The organism is Escherichia sp. E2562, assembly GCF_005781075.1.
Taxonomy (GTDB): domain Bacteria; phylum Pseudomonadota; class Gammaproteobacteria; order Enterobacterales; family Enterobacteriaceae; genus Escherichia.
Window position 1 is genome coordinate 188,772 of sequence record NZ_VATM01000006.1, and the last position, 19,338, is coordinate 208,109.

General features: G+C 50.5%; 20 protein-coding genes. 9 read left to right on the forward strand and 11 right to left on the reverse strand.

The features are described 5' to 3' along the window. The first annotated feature begins 151 nt into the window (after positions 1-151). Positions 152-961 carry a 23S rRNA (guanine(745)-N(1))-methyltransferase gene (gene rlmA / locus FEK43_RS12515; protein ID WP_135407041.1) on the forward strand — a complete coding sequence of 270 codons (810 nt, stop codon included), beginning with the start codon at positions 152-154 and terminating at the stop codon, positions 959-961. Here rlmA and mntP read toward each other — a convergent pair. From mntP to manX, 5 genes are all read right to left on the reverse strand, one after another. After that, on the reverse strand, positions 958-1,524 hold the full coding sequence (gene mntP / locus FEK43_RS12520; RefSeq protein WP_001353153.1) for a manganese efflux pump MntP: 567 nt from the start codon (positions 1,522-1,524) through the stop codon (positions 958-960). The genes rlmA and mntP overlap by 4 nt on opposite strands. Positions 1,525-1,940: 416 nt before the next feature. Next, complete coding sequence (locus FEK43_RS12525) at positions 1,941-2,399, reverse strand: DUF986 family protein (RefSeq protein ID WP_130236649.1); 459 nt, start codon at positions 2,397-2,399, stop codon at positions 1,941-1,943. Between the two features lie 54 nt (positions 2,400-2,453). Then, positions 2,454-3,305 carry a PTS mannose transporter subunit IID gene (manZ, locus tag FEK43_RS12530; protein ID WP_130208438.1) on the reverse strand — a complete coding sequence of 284 codons (852 nt, stop codon included), beginning with the start codon at positions 3,303-3,305 and terminating at the stop codon, positions 2,454-2,456. A 12-nt stretch (positions 3,306-3,317) separates the two neighbouring features. Next, the gene (manY, locus tag FEK43_RS12535; protein WP_064529241.1) at positions 3,318-4,118 is read right to left on the reverse strand and encodes a PTS mannose transporter subunit IIC; all 801 of its coding nucleotides are present in this window, start codon (positions 4,116-4,118) and stop codon (positions 3,318-3,320) included. Between the two features lie 62 nt (positions 4,119-4,180). Next, a complete protein-coding gene (gene manX, locus FEK43_RS12540; RefSeq protein WP_135407039.1) occupies positions 4,181-5,152 on the reverse strand; it encodes a PTS mannose transporter subunit IIAB in 972 nt (323 codons plus the stop codon). 315 nt (positions 5,153-5,467) lie between these two features. Between manX and FEK43_RS23335 the strand changes: the two genes are divergently transcribed. Together FEK43_RS23335 and yoaE are read left to right on the forward strand one after the other, a co-directional pair. Beyond that, positions 5,468-5,626, forward strand: a complete 159-nt coding sequence (locus FEK43_RS23335; protein WP_276320326.1) for a hypothetical protein — start codon at positions 5,468-5,470, stop codon at positions 5,624-5,626. Continuing rightward, positions 5,614-7,170 (forward strand): CNNM family cation transport protein YoaE, encoded by a 1,557-nt coding sequence (gene yoaE / locus FEK43_RS12545; protein WP_131161137.1) that lies wholly within the window; start codon positions 5,614-5,616, stop codon positions 7,168-7,170. Before FEK43_RS23335 ends, yoaE begins: the two co-directional genes overlap by 13 nt. Before the next feature lie 3 nt (positions 7,171-7,173). Here yoaE and FEK43_RS12550 read toward each other — a convergent pair whose 3' ends face one another. The 4 genes from FEK43_RS12550 to pabB form a co-directional block, all read right to left on the reverse strand. Beyond that, positions 7,174-8,772: a cyclic diguanylate phosphodiesterase gene (locus tag FEK43_RS12550; RefSeq protein WP_130259894.1), complete on the reverse strand. Its 1,599-nt coding sequence runs from the start codon at positions 8,770-8,772 to the stop codon at positions 7,174-7,176. A 130-nt stretch (positions 8,773-8,902) separates the two neighbouring features. Further along, positions 8,903-10,267 (reverse strand): L-serine ammonia-lyase, encoded by a 1,365-nt coding sequence (gene sdaA, locus FEK43_RS12555; protein ID WP_130208430.1) that lies wholly within the window; start codon positions 10,265-10,267, stop codon positions 8,903-8,905. Between the two features lie 183 nt (positions 10,268-10,450). After that, entirely contained in the window at positions 10,451-11,029 is a 579-nt protein-coding gene (locus FEK43_RS12560; protein ID WP_064529235.1) for a CoA pyrophosphatase, read from the reverse strand. A 3-nt stretch (positions 11,030-11,032) separates the two neighbouring features. Continuing rightward, positions 11,033-12,394 carry an aminodeoxychorismate synthase component 1 gene (pabB, locus tag FEK43_RS12565; RefSeq protein WP_135407037.1) on the reverse strand — a complete coding sequence of 454 codons (1,362 nt, stop codon included), beginning with the start codon at positions 12,392-12,394 and terminating at the stop codon, positions 11,033-11,035. Between the two features lie 73 nt (positions 12,395-12,467). On the opposite strand from pabB, the gene FEK43_RS12570 reads away from it, so the two are divergent. Together FEK43_RS12570 and FEK43_RS12575 are read left to right on the forward strand one after the other, a co-directional pair. Continuing rightward, the gene (locus FEK43_RS12570) at positions 12,468-12,647 is read left to right on the forward strand and encodes a YoaH family protein (protein WP_130218763.1); all 180 of its coding nucleotides are present in this window, start codon (positions 12,468-12,470) and stop codon (positions 12,645-12,647) included. A gap of 6 nt (positions 12,648-12,653) precedes the next feature. After that, positions 12,654-12,806: a hypothetical protein gene (locus tag FEK43_RS12575; protein WP_240783022.1), complete on the forward strand. Its 153-nt coding sequence runs from the start codon at positions 12,654-12,656 to the stop codon at positions 12,804-12,806. A 124-nt stretch (positions 12,807-12,930) separates the two neighbouring features. Here the strand turns inward: FEK43_RS12575 and FEK43_RS12580 are convergent, their stop codons facing one another. Then, positions 12,931-13,230, reverse strand: coding sequence for a DUF1889 family protein (locus FEK43_RS12580; protein WP_135407035.1), 300 nt, complete (start codon positions 13,228-13,230; stop codon positions 12,931-12,933). 433 nt (positions 13,231-13,663) lie between these two features. Continuing rightward, on the reverse strand, positions 13,664-14,008 hold the full coding sequence (locus tag FEK43_RS12585) for a RidA family protein (RefSeq protein WP_010376144.1): 345 nt from the start codon (positions 14,006-14,008) through the stop codon (positions 13,664-13,666). A 131-nt stretch (positions 14,009-14,139) separates the two neighbouring features. Here FEK43_RS12585 and FEK43_RS12590 point away from each other — a divergent pair, with 131 nt between their 5' ends. From FEK43_RS12590 to fadD, 4 genes are all read left to right on the forward strand, one after another. Beyond that, positions 14,140-16,050 carry an ATP-dependent DNA helicase gene (locus FEK43_RS12590; RefSeq protein WP_138158567.1) on the forward strand — a complete coding sequence of 637 codons (1,911 nt, stop codon included), beginning with the start codon at positions 14,140-14,142 and terminating at the stop codon, positions 16,048-16,050. 57 nt (positions 16,051-16,107) lie between these two features. After that, the gene (gene tsaB, locus FEK43_RS12595; protein WP_135407033.1) at positions 16,108-16,803 is read left to right on the forward strand and encodes a tRNA (adenosine(37)-N6)-threonylcarbamoyltransferase complex dimerization subunit type 1 TsaB; all 696 of its coding nucleotides are present in this window, start codon (positions 16,108-16,110) and stop codon (positions 16,801-16,803) included. Between the two features lie 39 nt (positions 16,804-16,842). Then, entirely contained in the window at positions 16,843-17,424 is a 582-nt protein-coding gene (gene yeaY / locus FEK43_RS12600) for a Slp family lipoprotein YeaY (RefSeq protein WP_135407031.1), read from the forward strand. A gap of 204 nt (positions 17,425-17,628) precedes the next feature. Continuing rightward, positions 17,629-19,314: a long-chain-fatty-acid--CoA ligase FadD gene (gene fadD / locus FEK43_RS12605; protein ID WP_135407029.1), complete on the forward strand. Its 1,686-nt coding sequence runs from the start codon at positions 17,629-17,631 to the stop codon at positions 19,312-19,314. Positions 19,315-19,338 lie beyond the last annotated feature (24 nt).

Here is a 19,338-nt window from a genome sequence, read left to right on the forward strand (position 1 = left end):
GAAGTGTTAACGCACTTCAATCTCGCTATAAAGCCTCGTCGAAAAAGCGAGGCTTTTTACTTTGTTTAATGCTCGCTTACGACCTTCGAATATTTGCCCGCAGCGCGATTCGCGCTACACTTGCGGCATTTAGTATCCCGCCGGAGTTTTCATGTCGTTTTCCTGTCCACTTTGCCATCAGCTTCTATCTCTTGAAAAAAATAGCTATATCTGTCCGCAGCGGCATCAATTTGATATGGCGAAAGAGGGATATGTCAATCTGCTACCCGTTCAATATAAACGATCCCGCGATCCGGGAGACAGCGCGGAAATGATGCAGGCGCGACGTGCGTTTTTAGATGCCGGTCATTACCAGCCGCTTCGTGATGCGATAGTCGCTCAATTGCGTGGATGTCTTAATGAGCACGCAACAGCGTTACTGGATATTGGCTGTGGGGAAGGGTATTACACTCATGCTTTTGCCGATGCCTTGCCAGTAGTGACAACCTTTGGTCTTGATGTCTCTAAGGTCGCAATTAAAGCTGCGGCGAAACGCTATAAGCAGGTTACCTTTTGTGTCGCTTCCAGCCACCGTCTGCCTTTTGCCGATGCCAGTATGGATGCCATTATTCGCATCTACGCGCCATGCAAAGCAGAAGAGTTAGCGCGTGTCGTCAAACCGGGAGGGTGGGTAATTACCGTTACTCCAGGGCCACGACATTTAATGGAGTTGAAAGGGCTGATTTACGACGAAGTACTTCTGCATGCCCCCCATACTGAACAACTGGAAGGTTTTGCATTACAGCAGAGCGATGAACTGCGGTATCCGATGCGTCTTCGCGGCGATGAAGCTGTTGCATTGTTGCAGATGACGCCGTTTGCCTGGCGTGCGAAGCCTGATGTCTGGCAAACGTTGGCGGCAAAAGAAGTATTCGACTGCCAGACGGACTTTAATATTCACCTCTGGCAGCGAACAAATTAACCGTGGTAGTGCGTCCAGAGGATCTGGACGCCGATGCCGATCAGTACCAGCCCGCCGAGAATTTCCGCTTTTTTCCCAATAATTGAGCCGATAAAGCGACCAACCATCATCCCTAATGTCGACATAATCAAGGTTGCACAACCAATGGCCAATGCGGTCGCGATAATGTTGACCTGCAGGAAGGCAAGACCTACACCAACAGCCATGGCATCCAGGCTGGTGGCAATCGCGGTGGTTACCAGTAGCCAGAAACCGTGTCGACGGCGCGGTTCTTCATCTTCATCATCTGCGCCACGAAAACCCTCAATAATCATTCGCCCGCCGAGGAATATCAGCAGCACAAACGCAATCCAGTGGTTCCATTCGAGGACAAAGCGGCTGGCTAACATGCCCATACCCCAGCCGATCAGCGGCGTCAGGGTTTCGACGGCACCAAAAATAAGGCCGGTTCGCAACGCTTCAGAAAATTTCGGTTTATGGAGGGTGGCACCTTTACCGATTGATGCAGCAAATGCATCCATCGACATACCAAACGCAAGAAGAACAGTAGCAGTGATATTCATGACAACGTCCTGACCGGGGTATCCATAAAACACATCTTCGCCCCCCGCAAACATGCACACATGAACGACAAGAGGCGCTCATGCAGGCATAGCGATTGATGTGCATATGGTCTCGCCTGACTGAAAATGTTCAGTCCGTACGTGCCACGTTTTGCAACGAGTATGTTGACACGTACATTTCCGGAGTCTGGAAATCGGCTACTCCCCAAATGAGGGCGCAACCTTAACATATTTTGAGAATATAAAACAACTGTTGGAATATATTATTTCATTACTTCATTGATAACGATTTTCATTTAGATTTATATATAAATGAAACGTTAAAATAAATAACAAATGATCGAAGAGATAATATAGCCTAAGCTATGTCTGGTTATTAAAAACACACTTAACATAGCTTTGGCTAAAGATATAACCTATTGAGTTGAAATAAGAAGTTTATAAATCTTTTCCAGATCGTCGATATTTCGAACGCGGATTAACAACCGACGCTGTTCTAATTGCATAACCAGGACACCATCTTCCGATAAGTTCATTGCTTTTATCCGGCTATATTCAATCCAGACATTGGCGAAGAAAAAACCTTTCTGTTTAAAGATGATCTTCGGAACGCGGATCCAGAATATATAAAAACCCATCAGCGCCAGAGCACTTAATAACCAGGTGGTAATTTGTGCGCCATGACTGGTCACATTATTGTAGATAAGAATGACAATCAGCCCGACGAAGATAACGCTGTCGATGCGACCGCGCCGCAGCAAAGGAATTGCCAGCAGGGTGGGGCCATTGCGGCGGGGCATAATGAACTGATCGTATATCGCAAAGGCAAGCAGTGCGGCGATGAACAGAATCAGCACCAGTTCCGTGATGGTCATTAATCCTCCAGATAAAAAAACGGGGCCAAAAGGCCCCGGTAGTGTACAACAGTCTTACAGTCCAAGCAGGCCGCAAGCGTAACCAGCGATACCGATGACGAAGAAGCCAACGATGATCCACAGCGGGTTCACTTTTTTGCGCAGCAGCCACATACAGGCGAAGGTCAGCAGCAGCGGTACCAGGCCCGGCATTAACTGGTCAAGAATGGTCTGTACAGTGGTAACGTGCTCTTTACCCGTCTGGTCAGTGATGCGTGAGACGACCAGCGGGATATTGACATGTGTCCACTTGTTAACCAATGCCCCCATGACAAACAGGCCGAGAATAGACGCCCCTTCCGTCAGTTTTTGCAGGAAGCCGCCGCCCATATCTTTAACGATATCGATGCCCTTGGAGTAACCATATGCTACGCCGTAGTAACGCGTTGCCAGACGCACCAGGTTAAACAGGATAAAGAACAGCAACGGACCTAACAGGCTGCCGCTCATCGCGATACCGGCGCCCAGCGCTGCAAATACCGGACGTACCGTACCCCAGAAGATTGGGTCGCCTACACCTGCCAGCGGACCCATCAGACCTACTTTGATACCGTTGATTGCACCATCGTCGATCTCTGCACCGTTAGCACGCTGTTCTTCCAGCGCCAGGGTTACGCCCAGAATTGGCGCCGCCACGAACGGTTGGGTGTTAAAGAATTCGAGGTGACGTTTAATCGCCTGTTTACGGGCATCGTTATTTTCCGGGTAGAGGCGACGAATCGCCGGCACCATAGAGAAGCAGAAGCCCAGCGCCTGCATACGCTCGAAGTTCCATGAACCCTGGAAGAGGTTAGAACGCAGGAAGACGCCACGAATATCACTCTTAGTGAGTTTTTTCTCAGTGGTAGTTTGAGTTGTATCAACCATTTCGCTCACCTGTTAGTCCAGTTCGTTGTCGAGATCGTTGTTACCAGCAGCCTGAACTGGCGCACCGGCGACACGGTTATATTTCGGGCTCAGCTGAATGTAGAGCACCGCCATAACGGTACCGATGACACCCAGAGCAACCAGGTTAAAGTTGGTGAATGCTGCGGTTACGAAGCCGAGGTAGAAGAACGGCATCAGGTAGCCAGCACGCATCATGTTGATAACCATCGCATAACCAACTACCACGATCATGCCACCGGCAATGTTCAGACCATTGGTCACCACTTCCGGAATGGCGTTCAGCATGTTTTGAACTTCACTGGTACCAACAGAAAGCGCAACGATAACGGCCGGAATAGCCACACGCATAGCTTGCAGGAACAGAGACGAAACGTGGATCCATGAAATCGCCGTCAGGTTACCGTTTTCAGCTGCTTTATCCGCAGCGTGCTGGAAGGCAACGGTAATAGTACGAACGATAATGGTAAGAACCTGGCCTGCTGCTGCCAGAGGGATTGCCAGCGCGATACCGGCACCGATGCTCTGATGACCAGCAATAACCAGAATGGTAGAAATAATAGAAGCCAGGGCGGCGTCAGGTGCAACAGCGGCACCGATGTTCATCCAACCCAGCGCGATCATTTCAAGGGTACCACCGATAATAATACCGGTTTTCATATCCCCAAGAACGATACCCACCAGGGTACACGCGATTAGCGGACGGTGAAACTGAAATTCATCGAGGATTGATCCCATACCTGCGATACAGGCTACGATAAATACCAGCACAATTTGAAGAGCGGTAATCTCCATTGTACTTCTCCTGTTTACGTAAGACTTAAGTGTGAAAACTGAGTGATAATCAACACAATACGTTACTTATCGATTTTGCTGATCAGATCCATCATTTTCAGTTTCTGGTCGGTGGAAACCTTACGGACTTCCAGCTCGATACCGCGCGCATTCAGTTTCTTGAACGCTTCGATATCTTTTTCATCAACCGAAACCGCGTTATTCACCTGAGTTTTGCCCTGACGGAATGCCATACCACCGACGTTGACTGAGGTGATTTTCACGCCGCCTTCAACGAGACGCTCAACATCTGTCGGGTTGGTAAATAACAGCATCACGCGTTCGCCCGCATATTTCGGGTTGTTGTAGACGCGAATCATTTTGGCGACATCAACTACATGCGCTGTTACGCCGGGAGGTGCAACCTGGGTGAGTAGTGTCTTACGAACGGTATCCGCAGCCACTTCGTCACTAACTACGATGATACGGGAGACATTAGTTTCTTTGGTCCAGCGGGTAGCAACCTGACCGTGAATCAAACGATCGTCGATACGCGCGAGGCCAATTACCATATAGTCGTTTGGTCCCATCGGTTTTGCCGGTGCAGGAGCCGCTTTCGGTGCCGCTGCGGCGGGGGCAGGTGCTGCTTTTTCAACTGGTTTCGCTTTCAGTGCTTTCACACCTTCGCGGCCTGTTTCTACGGCCAGTGCTACCAGTTCGTCAAAGCCTGGGTCATCATCACGAGCCATTAACGTTTCCACTAACATTGGAATGTTAACGCCTGCGATCACTTCATAATGCTCTTTGTCGACGACAATGCGGCTGGCAGCATTGAACGGACTGCCTCCCCATGTATCAACGAGAAACAGCACGCCTTTAGTGGTGTCGAGTTTTGCCAACTGAGCGTTGTACTTTTCGATTAGCGTTTCGGCATTTTCGCCAGGAACAAAATCGATCCAGCCAACGTTTTCCTGCTCGCCTAACAGCATCTCTGCCGTTTTAAGCAACTGCTCTGCAGCCCAACCATGTGTGCCTATAACAATAGCAATGGTCACTTGCTACCTCCTTATTATTGTTAACATCTCAACGTGCCAGATGTATTTTTGAATCGTCGTCCACAATCGAATCGATTCAGATAAGGGCTACAACCAGAAACCCCCTGTGCCTCGCGATTTATTTTAGATATCGAAAAAAATATTTTATGTGATGAAGATCCGTAAATTAACTTTGAATTGACAAAATTCCGAAAGAGTAAAAAATGTTGTCACATTCATTTGCAAAGGAAGGTAAATCTTTGCCAAATCAGAGATCTCTCTGATATGTTTAACTCCCGTTTAACAACCAAGGAGTATAGGGCTGCAGCCCGCAGTATGGATCGTCACCGACGTCACTTCAGCATCAGGCCATATAGCGCCTGCCTTCCTGGCATTTTTTGCCGTACCTTTTGTTTGTATTTTCTCGTTTCGCCTGCATTATTTCTGGCGCCGATTAGCTATTCCTTAAGCAGGAGCTTGTCATGGAATTCTTAATGGACCCCTCGATTTGGGCGGGGCTGCTCACGCTTGTCGTCCTTGAAATCGTGCTGGGTATCGATAACCTGGTTTTTATCGCCATCCTTGCCGATAAACTGCCGCCGAAACAACGTGATAAAGCGCGTTTGTTGGGGCTGTCACTGGCGTTGATTATGCGCCTGGGGCTGTTATCGCTGATTTCATGGATGGTCACGCTGACCAAACCACTATTTACCGTAATGGATTTTTCTTTCTCCGGGCGCGATCTGATTATGTTGTTCGGGGGGATATTCTTGCTGTTCAAAGCGACAACCGAGTTGCATGAGCGGCTGGAAAACCGCGATCATGACTCTGGTCACGGTAAAGGTTATGCCAGTTTCTGGGTGGTCGTCACACAGATTGTCATCCTTGACGCTGTCTTCTCGCTGGATGCAGTGATTACTGCCGTAGGGATGGTCAACCATCTACCGGTAATGATGGCTGCGGTAGTGATTGCGATGGCAGTTATGCTGCTGGCATCGAAACCGCTGACGCGATTCGTTAACCAGCATCCAACAGTTGTAGTGCTCTGTTTGAGCTTCCTGTTGATGATTGGTCTGAGCCTCGTAGCTGAAGGTTTTGGTTTCCATATTCCAAAAGGCTACCTGTATGCAGCAATTGGTTTCTCGATCATCATCGAAGTGTTTAACCAGATTGCGCGGCGTAATTTTATTCGCCATCAGTCGACTTTACCGCTGCGTGCGCGTACCGCCGATGCCATTCTGCGTTTGATGGGGGGTAAACGTCAGGCAAATATTCAACACGATGCTGATAACCCGGTGCCAATTCCGGTTCCAGAAGGTGCCTTTGCCGAAGAAGAGCGTTATATGATTAACGGCGTACTGACTTTGGCGTCACGCTCTCTGCGCGGCATTATGACGCCACGCGGTGAGATCAGTTGGGTAGATGCTAACCTTGGCGTTGATGAAATCCGCCAGCAACTGCTCTCTTCACCGCACAGCCTGTTTCCGGTGTGTCGTGGTGAGCTGGATGAAATCATCGGTATCGTGCGTGCCAAAGAACTGCTGGTGGCACTGGAAGTCGGTGTCGACGTGACGGCAATTGCTTCGGCTTCTCCGGCGATAATCGTTCCGGAAACCCTCGACCCGATCAACCTGCTGGGCGTGTTGCGTCGTGCTCGCGGTAGTTTTGTTATCGTCACCAACGAGTTTGGTGTGGTGCAAGGTCTGGTTACGCCGCTGGATGTACTGGAAGCCATTGCTGGTGAGTTCCCGGATGCAGATGAAACGCCGGAAATTGTTATCGATGGCGACGGTTGGCTGGTAAAAGGTGGTACAGACTTACATGCCTTGCAGCAGGCGCTTGATGTTGAGCACCTTACCGATGATGATGATATTGCGACGGTTGCAGGTCTGGTAATTTCGGCAAATGGTCACATTCCTCGCGCAGGCGACGTGATCGATGTTGGACCGCTGCATATCACCATCGTAGAAGCCAATGATTATCGTGTTGATCTGGTTCGCATTGTTAAAGAGCAACCGGCGCACGATGAAGACGAGTAAGCGTTAACGTAACGGTATAATGGGTGTGATGCGCCCATTATGCCGGGTGGGCGGCGGTTGGCTGCCCGCCAGCCATTTCGGGAAATCACGCAGCGGCATGGGTTGCGCGTACAAATACCCTTGTAAAATATGCACGCCATGACGGCGCAAATACTTCGCTTGTTCTTGCGTTTCCACACCTTCTGCCACCAGTTCAATATTCAGTCTTTGCCCCAGCGCGATGATGATATCGGTCACCGTTGAGTTAACCGCGTCAGAACCGATAGCTGCGGTAAATGACTTATCAATTTTCAGCACGTCAGGACGTAACGTTTCCAGCCAGGAAAACGAACTGTTGCCGGTGCCGAAGTCATCAATCGCCAGTTTGACGTTTTTACGATGCAGTTCGCGGGCAATCCGATAATCAACATCCAGTAAGGCATCGCGCTCGGTAATTTCGAGGATTAGTGGCTGAATCGGGTTAGCACTAAACCAGTAACGATTGAGATCTTTTAACAATACGCCACGGCGAAAATGGCTGGGGGCGACGTTAATGCCGATGTGGAACTGGCTGCTCATTGGAAAAACGTGGAGTTGACGGATGGTTTCCATCATCACATAACGGGTAAGTGGCACTATCAGGTGATGTTCTTCCGCAATGGGGATAAAAACATCCGGCGAGATCCATCCCTGACGCGGATTATTCCAGCGCAGCAATATCTCTACACCAATACATTGCTGCGAGCGCGCGTTGAGTAGAGGCTGACAAAATAACTCAAATTCGCGCTGCGCCAGCCCGAGATTTATCTCGCGTGAAAAGCTCATTCTATGGGCCGTGGCCAACCATGCGATGTACCCCACCAGTAAACTCAACAGTACCGCTAGTGGAAACTGGCTGGGAAGATATTGCAACGCCAGCGCTGTCGCACCAGGTCCACTAACGCTGATGATAAAAGGAAAATTCTGCGATGAAACCTGGTAACGTTCATTGCCATTAAGCGGAGGTAAAGAATCAACCAGACCATCATCATAGAGTAAATGGCGATCGGCTACCGTCAGGCTGGCCGTTCTTATTTGCGGTAATTGCGGCTCCAGCAACATTGCCATCAACAGGTCGATGTTGATCATCTCCATCACGCCATCTCGACCATTGCCCGGTAAAGGTGTCCACTGAATCAATACCGGGCTGTCTTTAATTAATACGCGGTCGGTAGTTAAGCGTAAAAGGGGCTGCGGCGCGGGTAAATCAGCCTGGATATCTTCAGCAGGAACATTGCGATAACCAAAAATGCTGGAACAATAAAGCGTGCCGTCTTGCACCAGGCCAATTGACCGTACAGTTTGCAGTTTTGCCGCCTGTTTGCGTAAGGGGAGATGGGCGACTGAGCAGGGGAGTCCAATCAGGGGAAGCAGTACGTTGTTACCCGCCTGAAGTGGAAGCAGGACTTTGTCTAATTCCTCAACGGCGTGATTGGCAAAGAGCACTACCCGCTGCTGATTTAAGTTCCGCTGTGAAATAAATCGCACGCTCAGTGTTGCCACAAACGTAAAGAGTGCGCAAATCGTACAAACAATCATTCGATTACGGCGATAGGTTTTAATGATCCGTTGTGCTTTTTGCATGCGGGCCACCCGGTAAGCGTATGGCGACAAACGCCTGACGCAACAGTGGAAGTGTAGTGGGGAAAATTACAGCAGACGAGAAAGCGAGGATAAATTCGCCCATCCGTTGCAGATGGGCGAGGATAAAGTATTAGTCACACTGGACTTTAATCGCCAGACCACCGCGTGAGGTTTCGCGATATTTAGCGTTCATATCCTTTCCTGTTTCGTACATCGTTTCGATGACTTTATCCAGTGAGACGCGTGGTGCACTAGTACGACGCAGAGCCATCCGCGCGGCGTTAATCGCCTTCACTGATGCAATAGCGTTACGTTCAATGCACGGAACCTGAACCTGACCCGCAACCGGGTCGCAAGTCAGACCAAGATTGTGTTCCATGCCAATTTCTGCCGCCACGCAAACCTGTTCAGGGCTACCGCCCAACAGTTCTGCAAGACCCGCCGCAGCCATTGAACAGGCAACGCCCACTTCGCCCTGGCAACCGACTTCCGCACCGGAAATAGACGCGTTCATTTTGTACAGTGCGCCAATCGCTCCGGCCGCCATAAAGTAGCGGGTATAAATATCAGGGCTGACCGATTCAATGAAGTGGTCATAGTATGCCAGCACTGCCGGAACGATGCCGCAAGCACCGTTAGTCGGTGCAGTTACCACACGCCCCCCCGCTGCGTTTTCTTCGTTAACTGCCAGCGCAAACATGTTTACCCAGTCGATGACATTCATCGGATCGTTAGACAGTTTATCGCTGGAAACCAGCATACGGCGCAGGGCAGACGCACGGCGCGGAACACGCAGCGGGCCAGGCAATACGCCTTCGGTGTTCATGCCGCGATCGATACATGCCTGCATGGTTTGCCAGACATGAGCGAAATACTCGTCGATCTCTTTCTTACTGTGCAGCGCCAGTTCGTTCTGCATTGCCAGACCGGAAAGGGAATAACCGGTTTCATTACAGTATGCCAGCAGCTCGGTGGCGGATTTAAACGGATACGGCACACTGACTTCGTTGGCGGCATCGTGACCAAAATGTTCTTCATCGACGATAAAACCGCCGCCGATGGAATAATAAGTTTTGCTGTAAACAACTGTATCGCCGTTATACGCGTGGATTTGCATGCCGTTTTCATGCAGCGGCAGGTTACCGTTATGAAAACGCATCCCGTTATCGCGTGGGAAATCCACTTCATGCCGTCCCTGTGCCAGCAGCAGACGTTCGCGCTCTTCTACGTCGCGAATAAAACCGGGAATACTGTCGATATCCACGGTGGCAGGTTCGTTACCTGCAAGGCCCATAATAATGGCGATATCGGTGTGGTGGCCTTTACCCGTCAGCGACAGTGAACCATAAACGTCCACGGCAACGCGGGTAACGCTATCCAGTAAGCCTTTTTCGACCAGATCATCGACGAACTGTTTACCCGCCTTCATAGGCCCTACAGTATGGGAAGATGAGGGACCAATCCCCACCTTAAACATGTCGAATAGACTAATCACGATAATACTCCTGACAAGGTGACTGGACTTCCAGTAACGAACGAATAACAGCGCATAGTGTAAGAGGGAACGCGGCGACAGGCTTAACTATTCACATGAATTAAACTAATCAAAAACCGCGATTTAACTAATATTGCGATGATTGTCTCAAGTAGTGTTTTGTAGATGTAAAGATAAGTATAGTCAGGGTTTCACACCAATTTGCAGCGCCAGTTCACGAATTATGCCTGCGGTCATTCCCCATACAAAATACTGTTCGTACCAGGAAAGCCATACCCGATGCGAATCGCCACGGCGGTAGATATCCAAAGGATGATAACGGCCCAAATGTAACGCCTGGGCGAGCGGCATTTCAAATACTGCGGAGACTTCATCTTCACTGGCGCGATACGGTAAATCAGGCGGGATAATGCCGACCACGGGAGTGACCTGGTAGCCCGTTACGCTATCGACAGGGGGTAACACGCCGATAACCTCAACGGCTGAAGGCGGTATGGCGACCTCTTCTTCGGCTTCACGCAGCGCAGCGGCGATAACTGACGCGTCCGTGTCATCGACTGCACCTCCAGGGAATGCGACTTGTCCAGCATGTTTGCGCAGATGAATGGAACGCTGAGTCAGCAGCAAGCCTGGTTGCGGTCGGCGGACAATGGGGATTAACACGGCAGCCTGACGATGATTTAAGGTTTCCCGGTTAATTTGCGGACGCAATAGTTGAAATCGCGATAAAAAATCATCAAGCGTCAGGCCACGGTATTCCACGTCTTACTTCTCCAGTTGCTTCAGGATACGATTAACTTTATCAAAAGTTTCCTGATATTCCGCTTCTTCCTGGCTATCAGCAACGATGCCGCCACCAGCGGAACAGTAAATCTGCCCGTTAACCGCCGTTAGCGTGCGGATGGTGATGCTGGTATCCATATTGCCGCAGAAACTTAAATAGCCAATGCTGCCGCACCAGGCATTGCGTCGCTGCGGTTCCAGTTCATCAATAATCTCCATTGCCCGCACTTTCGGCGCGCCAGTTATTGAACCACCAGGAAAAGCCGCGCGCAGCAGATCGCTGGCGTGTAACTGTTCTGGTAGTCGCGCCGTTATGGTGCTAACCAGATGATGCACGGCAGGGAAGGGTTCTACAACAAACAGTTCAGGCACTTTTACTGAGCCTGGTACGGCAACGCGACCGATGTCATTGCGCATTAAATCGACAATCATCAGGTTTTCGGCGCGATCTTTCGGTGAGTTCGCCAGTTTTTCAGCTTGTTTGCTATCTTCCTGAGGATCGGACAAGCGTGGGAGCGTGCCTTTAATCGGGCGGGTCTGGATCTCACCACCATCACAAAGAATGAACCGTTCTGGTGAAAGGCTTAAAATCACGCCTTGCTCCAGACGCAGGAAGGCACTGAACGGTGCGCGGTTGGCCTGATTAAGCTGAACGAACGCCTGCCATTCATCGCCAGAATAGGTCGCGTGAAAACGCTGGGCGAGATTCACCTGATAGCAATCGCCGCTGTGCAGATATTCCTGTACCTGGCGAAATTTCTCGCCATACTGCTCGCGGTTCATATTGGATTGCCAGGCGGATGTTAACTGGAAATCTTGCTGTGGTGCTATTTGCTGGCTGTCCAGCCACGCCAGACGAGCATTGATATCACGATGGCTGAGTAGCGAAATACGCTGGCGCTGGTGATCGACGATCAGCGCCCAGTCGTAGATACCAACCGCCATATCAGGCAGGTCGATATCTCTCAGCGCCACTTCCGGCAGTGACTCAAAACGGCGGCCCAGATCGTAGCCAAACAGCCCCAGTGCGCCGCCCTGAAATGGCAAATCACCATTATGCGACGGGTGAATGTTTGCTCGGTCCAGTGCCTGCTGGAGCGCTTTGAGCGGATCGTCAGTGGTCGTTGTGCTGATTTCTCCTTCACATACCACGGTTTCATTATCGTGAGTGGTTAAAGTGTAAACGGGGTCAGCCACCACAATATCAAAGCGACTATGCGGATGGTCGGCATAGCCGGAGTGCAACAACATCGCCCACGGCAGGTGACTTAAGCGGGAGAAATAAAATTCAGCGGCGTCCTGACGCCAGGGTAAAGTAATCACAGCGGGAGATAACGTCTTCATCAGTCCTGACTCTACTGGCTATGTGCCGGGTAGCATGAAATAATTAGCGCCAACAATTTAGCAGGAGTTAACAATGTTTGCAGGTTTACCTTCACTCACCCATGAACAGCAGCAAAAAGCCGTTGAGCGTATTCAGGAACTGATGGCACAGGGGATGAGCAGTGGTCAGGCCATCGCACTGGTAGCCGAAGAGCTGCGCGCCAACCATACCGGCGAGCAAATAGTGGCGCGTTTTGAGGATGAGGACGAGTAACACAAAATGATCCGTATCGATTTCGTCACGGATGACGTCCTGTATCTTGATACGGATAGCCTCATCGGCTGGGATTTTTCCGGCATGAACTTACATCGTGCCATTTTTGACGGTATGAGCCTGGACGGCGCGCGTTATGACAATGGTCCGCTGTGTTGAAACAAAAATCACGGGGCCATATCTGTTGATTAATTTTGGCTGTGTTTATGATGACGAGAAAAAAGGACGCTTTTTTGAGGACAATGAAAGCGTCCGGATTGATTTTTAAAGCTGGAGTTTTAACTCACACAAGGGCTTTAAGTTCTTCCTGCATATAAGACGAGAAGTATTCAGGGTTTTTAATCACCACGCGTTCGTCAGAATCCATCTTTTTTGCCCATCCCACCATTTTTTCCGTGAATCCAGGATTCCAGCCTTCCTGTTCAGCTCGCGCAGTAATATCGGCGGTACTCGCGGGGACTCCCAGGTCATGCAAATATTTAAATATTCCTTTCGCCGTACTTTCATTCATCGAGCTTGGTGTTGATGCTGATACATCCATGGCACTAATGAAATCCAGGGCTTTATCTATTGCAGCAGGCATATTCTTGTCCTTAAATTAACCACGTTTTTGATAAGGCTATATATGACCTTAAATTGCATCTAATATCAAAGGGATTATAACGATATCTCATTAGTTAACCTGTTGACATTCAGGTAGTTTAAAGGTAGCAGGTCATGGCGGGTTTTCTAGTGATATGGCAAAAAATTAACGGTAAATCGCCGCGCTCCAGCCAGATTGTTAAGGGCAGAAAAGTCAGAGTAAACGGCTCGGGGAGTTAACAGAATGGTTTAATTTGGGTGATTAATATCATTTTTGTATAGATGCAGTTGAAATCATAAAAATAAGTTACCTGACGGATTTCATTATTTATCTAAAGTATCCTCTTAAACACTGGCCGATTTGTTTATAACCGACCAGTATTTTCGAACAATTATCGTCTGATTTTTACTTTGATAGAATTCTTTTTCAGGAATTAAACCGCAGCGATAATCTTAATTTCAACCTTGTACTGCGGATTCATCAGCCCCGCCTGCACCGTGCAGCGCACCGGCGCGTGACCCGCTACAACCCAGGCATCCCATGCTTTATTCATTGCCGCAAAGTCGTTTTTATCGGCAAGGAAAATGGTGGCATCCAGAATGCTCGATTTATTGCTGCCCTGTTTTTCCAGCACGGCGTCAATTTGCGCCAGCGTGTTGGCGGTTTGTTCAAAAGCATCGGCATCGAGGTTTTCTGGTACGCCAGTGTAGTAGAGCGTGTTGTTGTGGATCACCACATCAGACCAGCGGGCTTCAGCGTCGATACGAACGATAGTCATCATTATGTCCTCATTAACTTTCCATTTTTGTGCTGCAAAGACTGCCACAATGTGAGGTTGCCGTCACCACTTCAACTGGCGAAAACCAGCCTGGCCTGACATAATCCCTGTTCAAATCAACAGGGGGTAGTGTGACGGACGATTTTGCACCAGACGGTCAACTGGCGAAAGCGATACCTGGTTTTAAGCCGCGTGAACCACAGCGACAGATGGCAGTCGCTGTGACCCAGGCGATTGAAAAAAGCCAGCCGCTGGTGGTGGAAGCGGGAACCGGTACGGGTAAAACCTATGCCTACCTTGCTCCTGCACTGCGGGCGAAAAAGAAAGTCATCATCTCAACTGGCTCAAAAGCGTTGCAGGATCAGCTCTACAGCCGCGATTTGCCGACGGTGGCAAAGGCGCTGAAATACACTGGCAACGTGGCGTTGCTGAAAGGGCGCTCAAACTACCTCTGCCTCGAACGACTGGGACAGCAGGCACTGGCGGGCGGAGATTTGCCAGTACAAACCTTAAGCGATGTGATCCTCCTGCGTTCATGGTCAAATCAGACGGTAGATGGCGATATCAGCACCTGCGTTAGCGTGGCGGAAGACTCGCAGGCGTGGCCGCTGGTCACCAGCACCAACGACAACTGTCTTGGCAGCGACTGCCCGATGTATAAAGATTGCTTTGTGGTCAAAGCGCGTAAAAAAGCGATGGATGCTGATGTGGTTGTGGTGAACCATCATCTGTTTCTGGCGGATATGGTGGTGAAAGAAAGTGGATTTGGCGAGTTGATCCCGGAAGCAAACGTGATGATCTTCGACGAAGCCCACCAGCTGCCGGACATTGCCAGCCAGTACTTTGGACAGTCGCTCTCCAGCCGACAACTGCTCGATCTGGCAAAAGACATCACCATCGCCTATCGCACCGAATTAAAAGACACTCAACAGTTACAAAAATGCGCCGACCGTCTTGCCCAGAGCGCGCAGGATTTTCGTCTGCAACTCGGCGAGCCAGGTTATCGCGGTAATCTGCGCGAACTGTTAGCCAACCCACAAATTCAGCGGGCGTTTTTACTGCTCGATGACACCCTTGAACTCTGTTACGACGTGGCGAAACTGTCTTTGGGGCGTTCCGCCTTGCTGGATGCGGCATTTGAACGCGCCACGTTATATCGTACACGTCTGAAGCGGCTGAAAGAGATCAACCAACCAGGCTACAGCTACTGGTACGAATGCACTTCGCGCCATTTTACTTTGGCGCTCACGCCGCTTAGCGTGGCGGATAAATTTAAAGAGCTAATGGCGCAAAAGCCCGGAAGCTGGATCTTTACCTCGGCAACGTTGTCGGTGAATGACGATCTGCATCATTTCACCTCGCGGCTTGGCATCGAACAGGCCGAGTCGTTGCTGTTACCCAGCCCCTTTGATTACAGCCGCCAGGCGTTACTCTGTGTGCCGCGCAACCTGCCGCAAACCAATCAACCAGGTTCCGCACGGCAACTGGCAGCAATGTTGCGACCGATCATCGAAGCCAACAACGGTCGTTGTTTTATGCTTTGTACCTCGCACGCCATGATGCGCGATCTGGCCGAGCAGTTCCGCGCTACCATGACGCTTCCCGTTTTGTTGCAGGGGGAAACCAGCAAAGGCCAACTGTTGCAGCAGTTTGTCAGTGCCGGTAACGCGCTTCTTGTGGCAACCAGCAGCTTCTGGGAAGGGGTGGACGTGCGTGGCGATACATTGTCATTGGTGATTATCGACAAATTGCCGTTTACCTCGCCGGATGACCCACTGTTAAAAGCGCGCATGGAAGATTGCCGTTTGCGTGGTGGTGACCCGTTCGATGAAGTACAACTACCAGATGCCGTCATTACTCTCAAACAGGGAGTAGGGCGACTGATTCGCGACGCCGACGATCGCGGCGTGCTGGTGATTTGCGACAATCGGTTGGTGATGCGCCCTTATGGCGCCACTTTCCTTGCCAGCCTGCCGCCCGCGCCGCGTACCCGTGATATTGCCCGTGCGGTTCGTTTCCTTGCGATACCATCCTCCAGGTAATTTGTGATGGAGTATGGTATGATGCGCGCCTTTTTATTGATCTAAGCACGAAGACCCATGCGAATTCTGGCTATCGATACCGCGACAGAGGCCTGCTCTGTCGCCCTGTGGAACGACGGTACTGTCAATGCTCATTTCGAGCTTTGCCCACGTGAACATACTCAACGAATCTTACCGATGGTGCAGGATATCCTGACCACCAGCGGAATCTCCCTGACTGACATTAACGCTCTGGCTTACGGGCGCGGCCCCGGTAGTTTCACCGGCGTACGCATCGGTATTGGCATCGCGCAAGGACTGGCACTTGGTGCGGAGCTACCGATGATTGGCGTCTCCACGCTAATGACGATGGCGCAAGGGGCGTGGCGCAAAAACGGCGCAACCCGCGTGCTGGCAGCCATTGACGCGCGAATGGGCGAAGTTTACTGGGCCGAATATCAGCGAGATGAAAACGGTGTCTGGCATGGTGAAGAAACCGAAGCCGTACTCAAACCAGAACTCGTTCATGAACGGATGCAACAGCTTTCCGGTGAATGGGCGACCGTGGGTACAGGCTGGCAAGCCTGGCCGGATCTCGGTAAAGAGAGCGGGCTGGTTTTGCGCGATGGCGAAGTGTTACTGCCCGCTGCAGAAGATATGCTGCCGATTGCCTGTCAGATGTTTGCCGAGGGTAAAACGGTGGCGGTGGAACATGCCGAGCCGGTTTATTTGCGTAACAACGTCGCGTGGAAGAAACTTCCGGGCAAAGAATGAATCTTAAGAGTATGCCCTGAGAAAAAAAGGAGTCGCATCATGGCGGTTCAAAACAATGTTATCAAAGGCATACTGGCAGGTACGTTTGCGCTAATACTGAGCGGTTGTGTCACTGTGCCGGACGCCATTAAAGGCAGTAGCCCAACGCCGCAACAAGATTTAGTTCGGGTGATGAATGTGCCGCAGCTGTACGTTGGTCAGGAAGCGCGATTTGGCGGTAAAGTGGTTGCGGTGCAAAACCAGCAAGGGAAAACCCGCCTGGAAATTGCCACTGTACCACTCGACAGCGGAGCAAGGCCGACGCTGGGAGAACCGTCGCGTGGGCGCATTTATGCCGATGTGAATGGTTTTCTTGATCCGGTCGATTTCCGAGGCCAGCTGGTGACAGTTGTCGGGCCAATCACCGGTACGGTTGACGGAAAAATCGGCAACACGCCATATAAATTTATGGTAATGCAGGCAACGGGTTACAAACGTTGGCATTTAACCCAGCAGGTGATTATGCCGCCACAGCCGATTGATCCTTGGTTTTATGGTGGGCGAGGCTGGCCCTATGGCTACGGCGGATGGGGCTGGTATAATCCCGGCCCCGCGAGAGTACAAACAGTTGTAACTGAATAATTGCTTGTTTTTAAAGAAAAAGAAACAGCGGCTGGTCCGCTGTTTCTGCATTCTTACGGTAAAGATAAAAATAAATAGTGACGCGCTTCGCAACCTTTTCGTTGGGTAATTATCAAGCTGGTAAGATGAGTTAATATTATGTTAACAACATGTTTATCACTTGGGGTTGCGATGACGACGAACACGCATTTTAGAGGTGAAGAATTGAAGAAGGTTTGGCTTAACCGTTATCCCGCGGACGTTCCGACGGAGATCAACCCTGACCGTTATCAATCTCTGGTAGATATGTTTGAGCAGTCGGTCACGCGCTACGCCGATCAGCCCGCGTTTATGAATATGGGGGAGGTAATGACCTTCCGCAAGCTGGAAGAACGCAGTCGCGCGTTTGCCGCTTATTTGCAACAAGGGTTGGGGCTGAAGAAAGGCGATCGCGTTGCGCTGATGATGCCTAACTTATTGCAATATCCAGTGGCGCTGTTCGGCATTTTGCGCGCCGGGATGATTGTCGTAAACGTCAACCCGTTGTATACCCCGCGCGAGCTTGAGCATCAGCTTAACGATAGTGGCGCATCGGCGATTGTTATCGTGTCTAACTTTGCTCACACCCTGGAAAAAGTGGTTGATAAAACTGCAGTCCAGCACGTTATTCTGACCCGTATGGGCGATCAACTTTCTACGGCAAAAGGCACGGTAGTCAATTTCGTTGTTAAATACATCAAGCGTCTGGTGCCGAAATACCATCTGCCAGATGCCATTTCATTTCGTAGCGCCCTGCATAACGGCTACCGGATGCAGTACGTCAAACCCGAACTGGTGCCGGAAGATTTAGCCTTCCTGCAATATACCGGCGGCACCACAGGCGTGGCGAAAGGCGCGATGCTGACTCACCGCAATATGCTGGCGAACCTGGAACAGGTCAACGCCACCTATGGGCCGTTGCTGCATCCAGGTAAAGAACTGGTAGTAACGGCACTGCCGCTCTATCACATTTTTGCACTGACCATTAACTGTCTGCTGTTTATTGAACTGGGCGGGCAGAACCTGCTTATTACTAACCCACGTGATATTCCGGGGCTGGTGAAAGAGCTGGCAAAATATCCGTTTACCGCTATCACCGGCGTAAACACCTTGTTCAATGCGTTGCTGAACAATAAAGAGTTCCAGCAACTGGATTTCTCCAGTCTGCACCTTTCCGCAGGCGGTGGGATGCCTGTTCAACAAGTGGTGGCAGAACGCTGGGTGAAACTGACCGGACAGTATCTGCTGGAAGGTTATGGCCTGACCGAGTGCGCGCCGCTGGTCAGCGTTAACCCGTATGATATTGATTATCATAGCGGTAGCATCGGTTTGCCGGTGCCATCGACGGAAGCCAAACTGGTGGATGACGACGACAACGAAGTACCACCGGGTCAACCGGGTGAGCTTTGTGTCAAAGGACCGCAGGTGATGCTGGGGTACTGGCAGCGTCCGGATGCTACCGATGAGATCATCAAAAATGGCTGGTTACACACTGGCGACATCGCGGTGATGGATGAAGAAGGATTCCTGCGCATTGTCGATCGTAAAAAAGACATGATTCTGGTTTCCGGTTTTAACGTTTATCCCAACGAGATTGAAGATGTCGTCATGCAGCACCCTGGCGTACAGGAAGTCGCGGCTGTTGGCGTACCTTCCAGCTCCAGTGGTGAAGCGGTGAAAATCTTCGTAGTGAAAAAAGATCCATCGCTTACCGAAGAGTCACTGGTGACCTTTTGTCGCCGTCAGCTCACGGGCTACAAAGTACCTAAGCTGGTGGAGTTTCGTGATGAGTTACCGAAATCTAACGTCGGAAAAATTTTGCGACGAGAATTACGTGACGAAGCGCGCGGCAAAGTGGACAATAAAGCCTGAGCGTTAAGTCAGTCGTCAGACGCC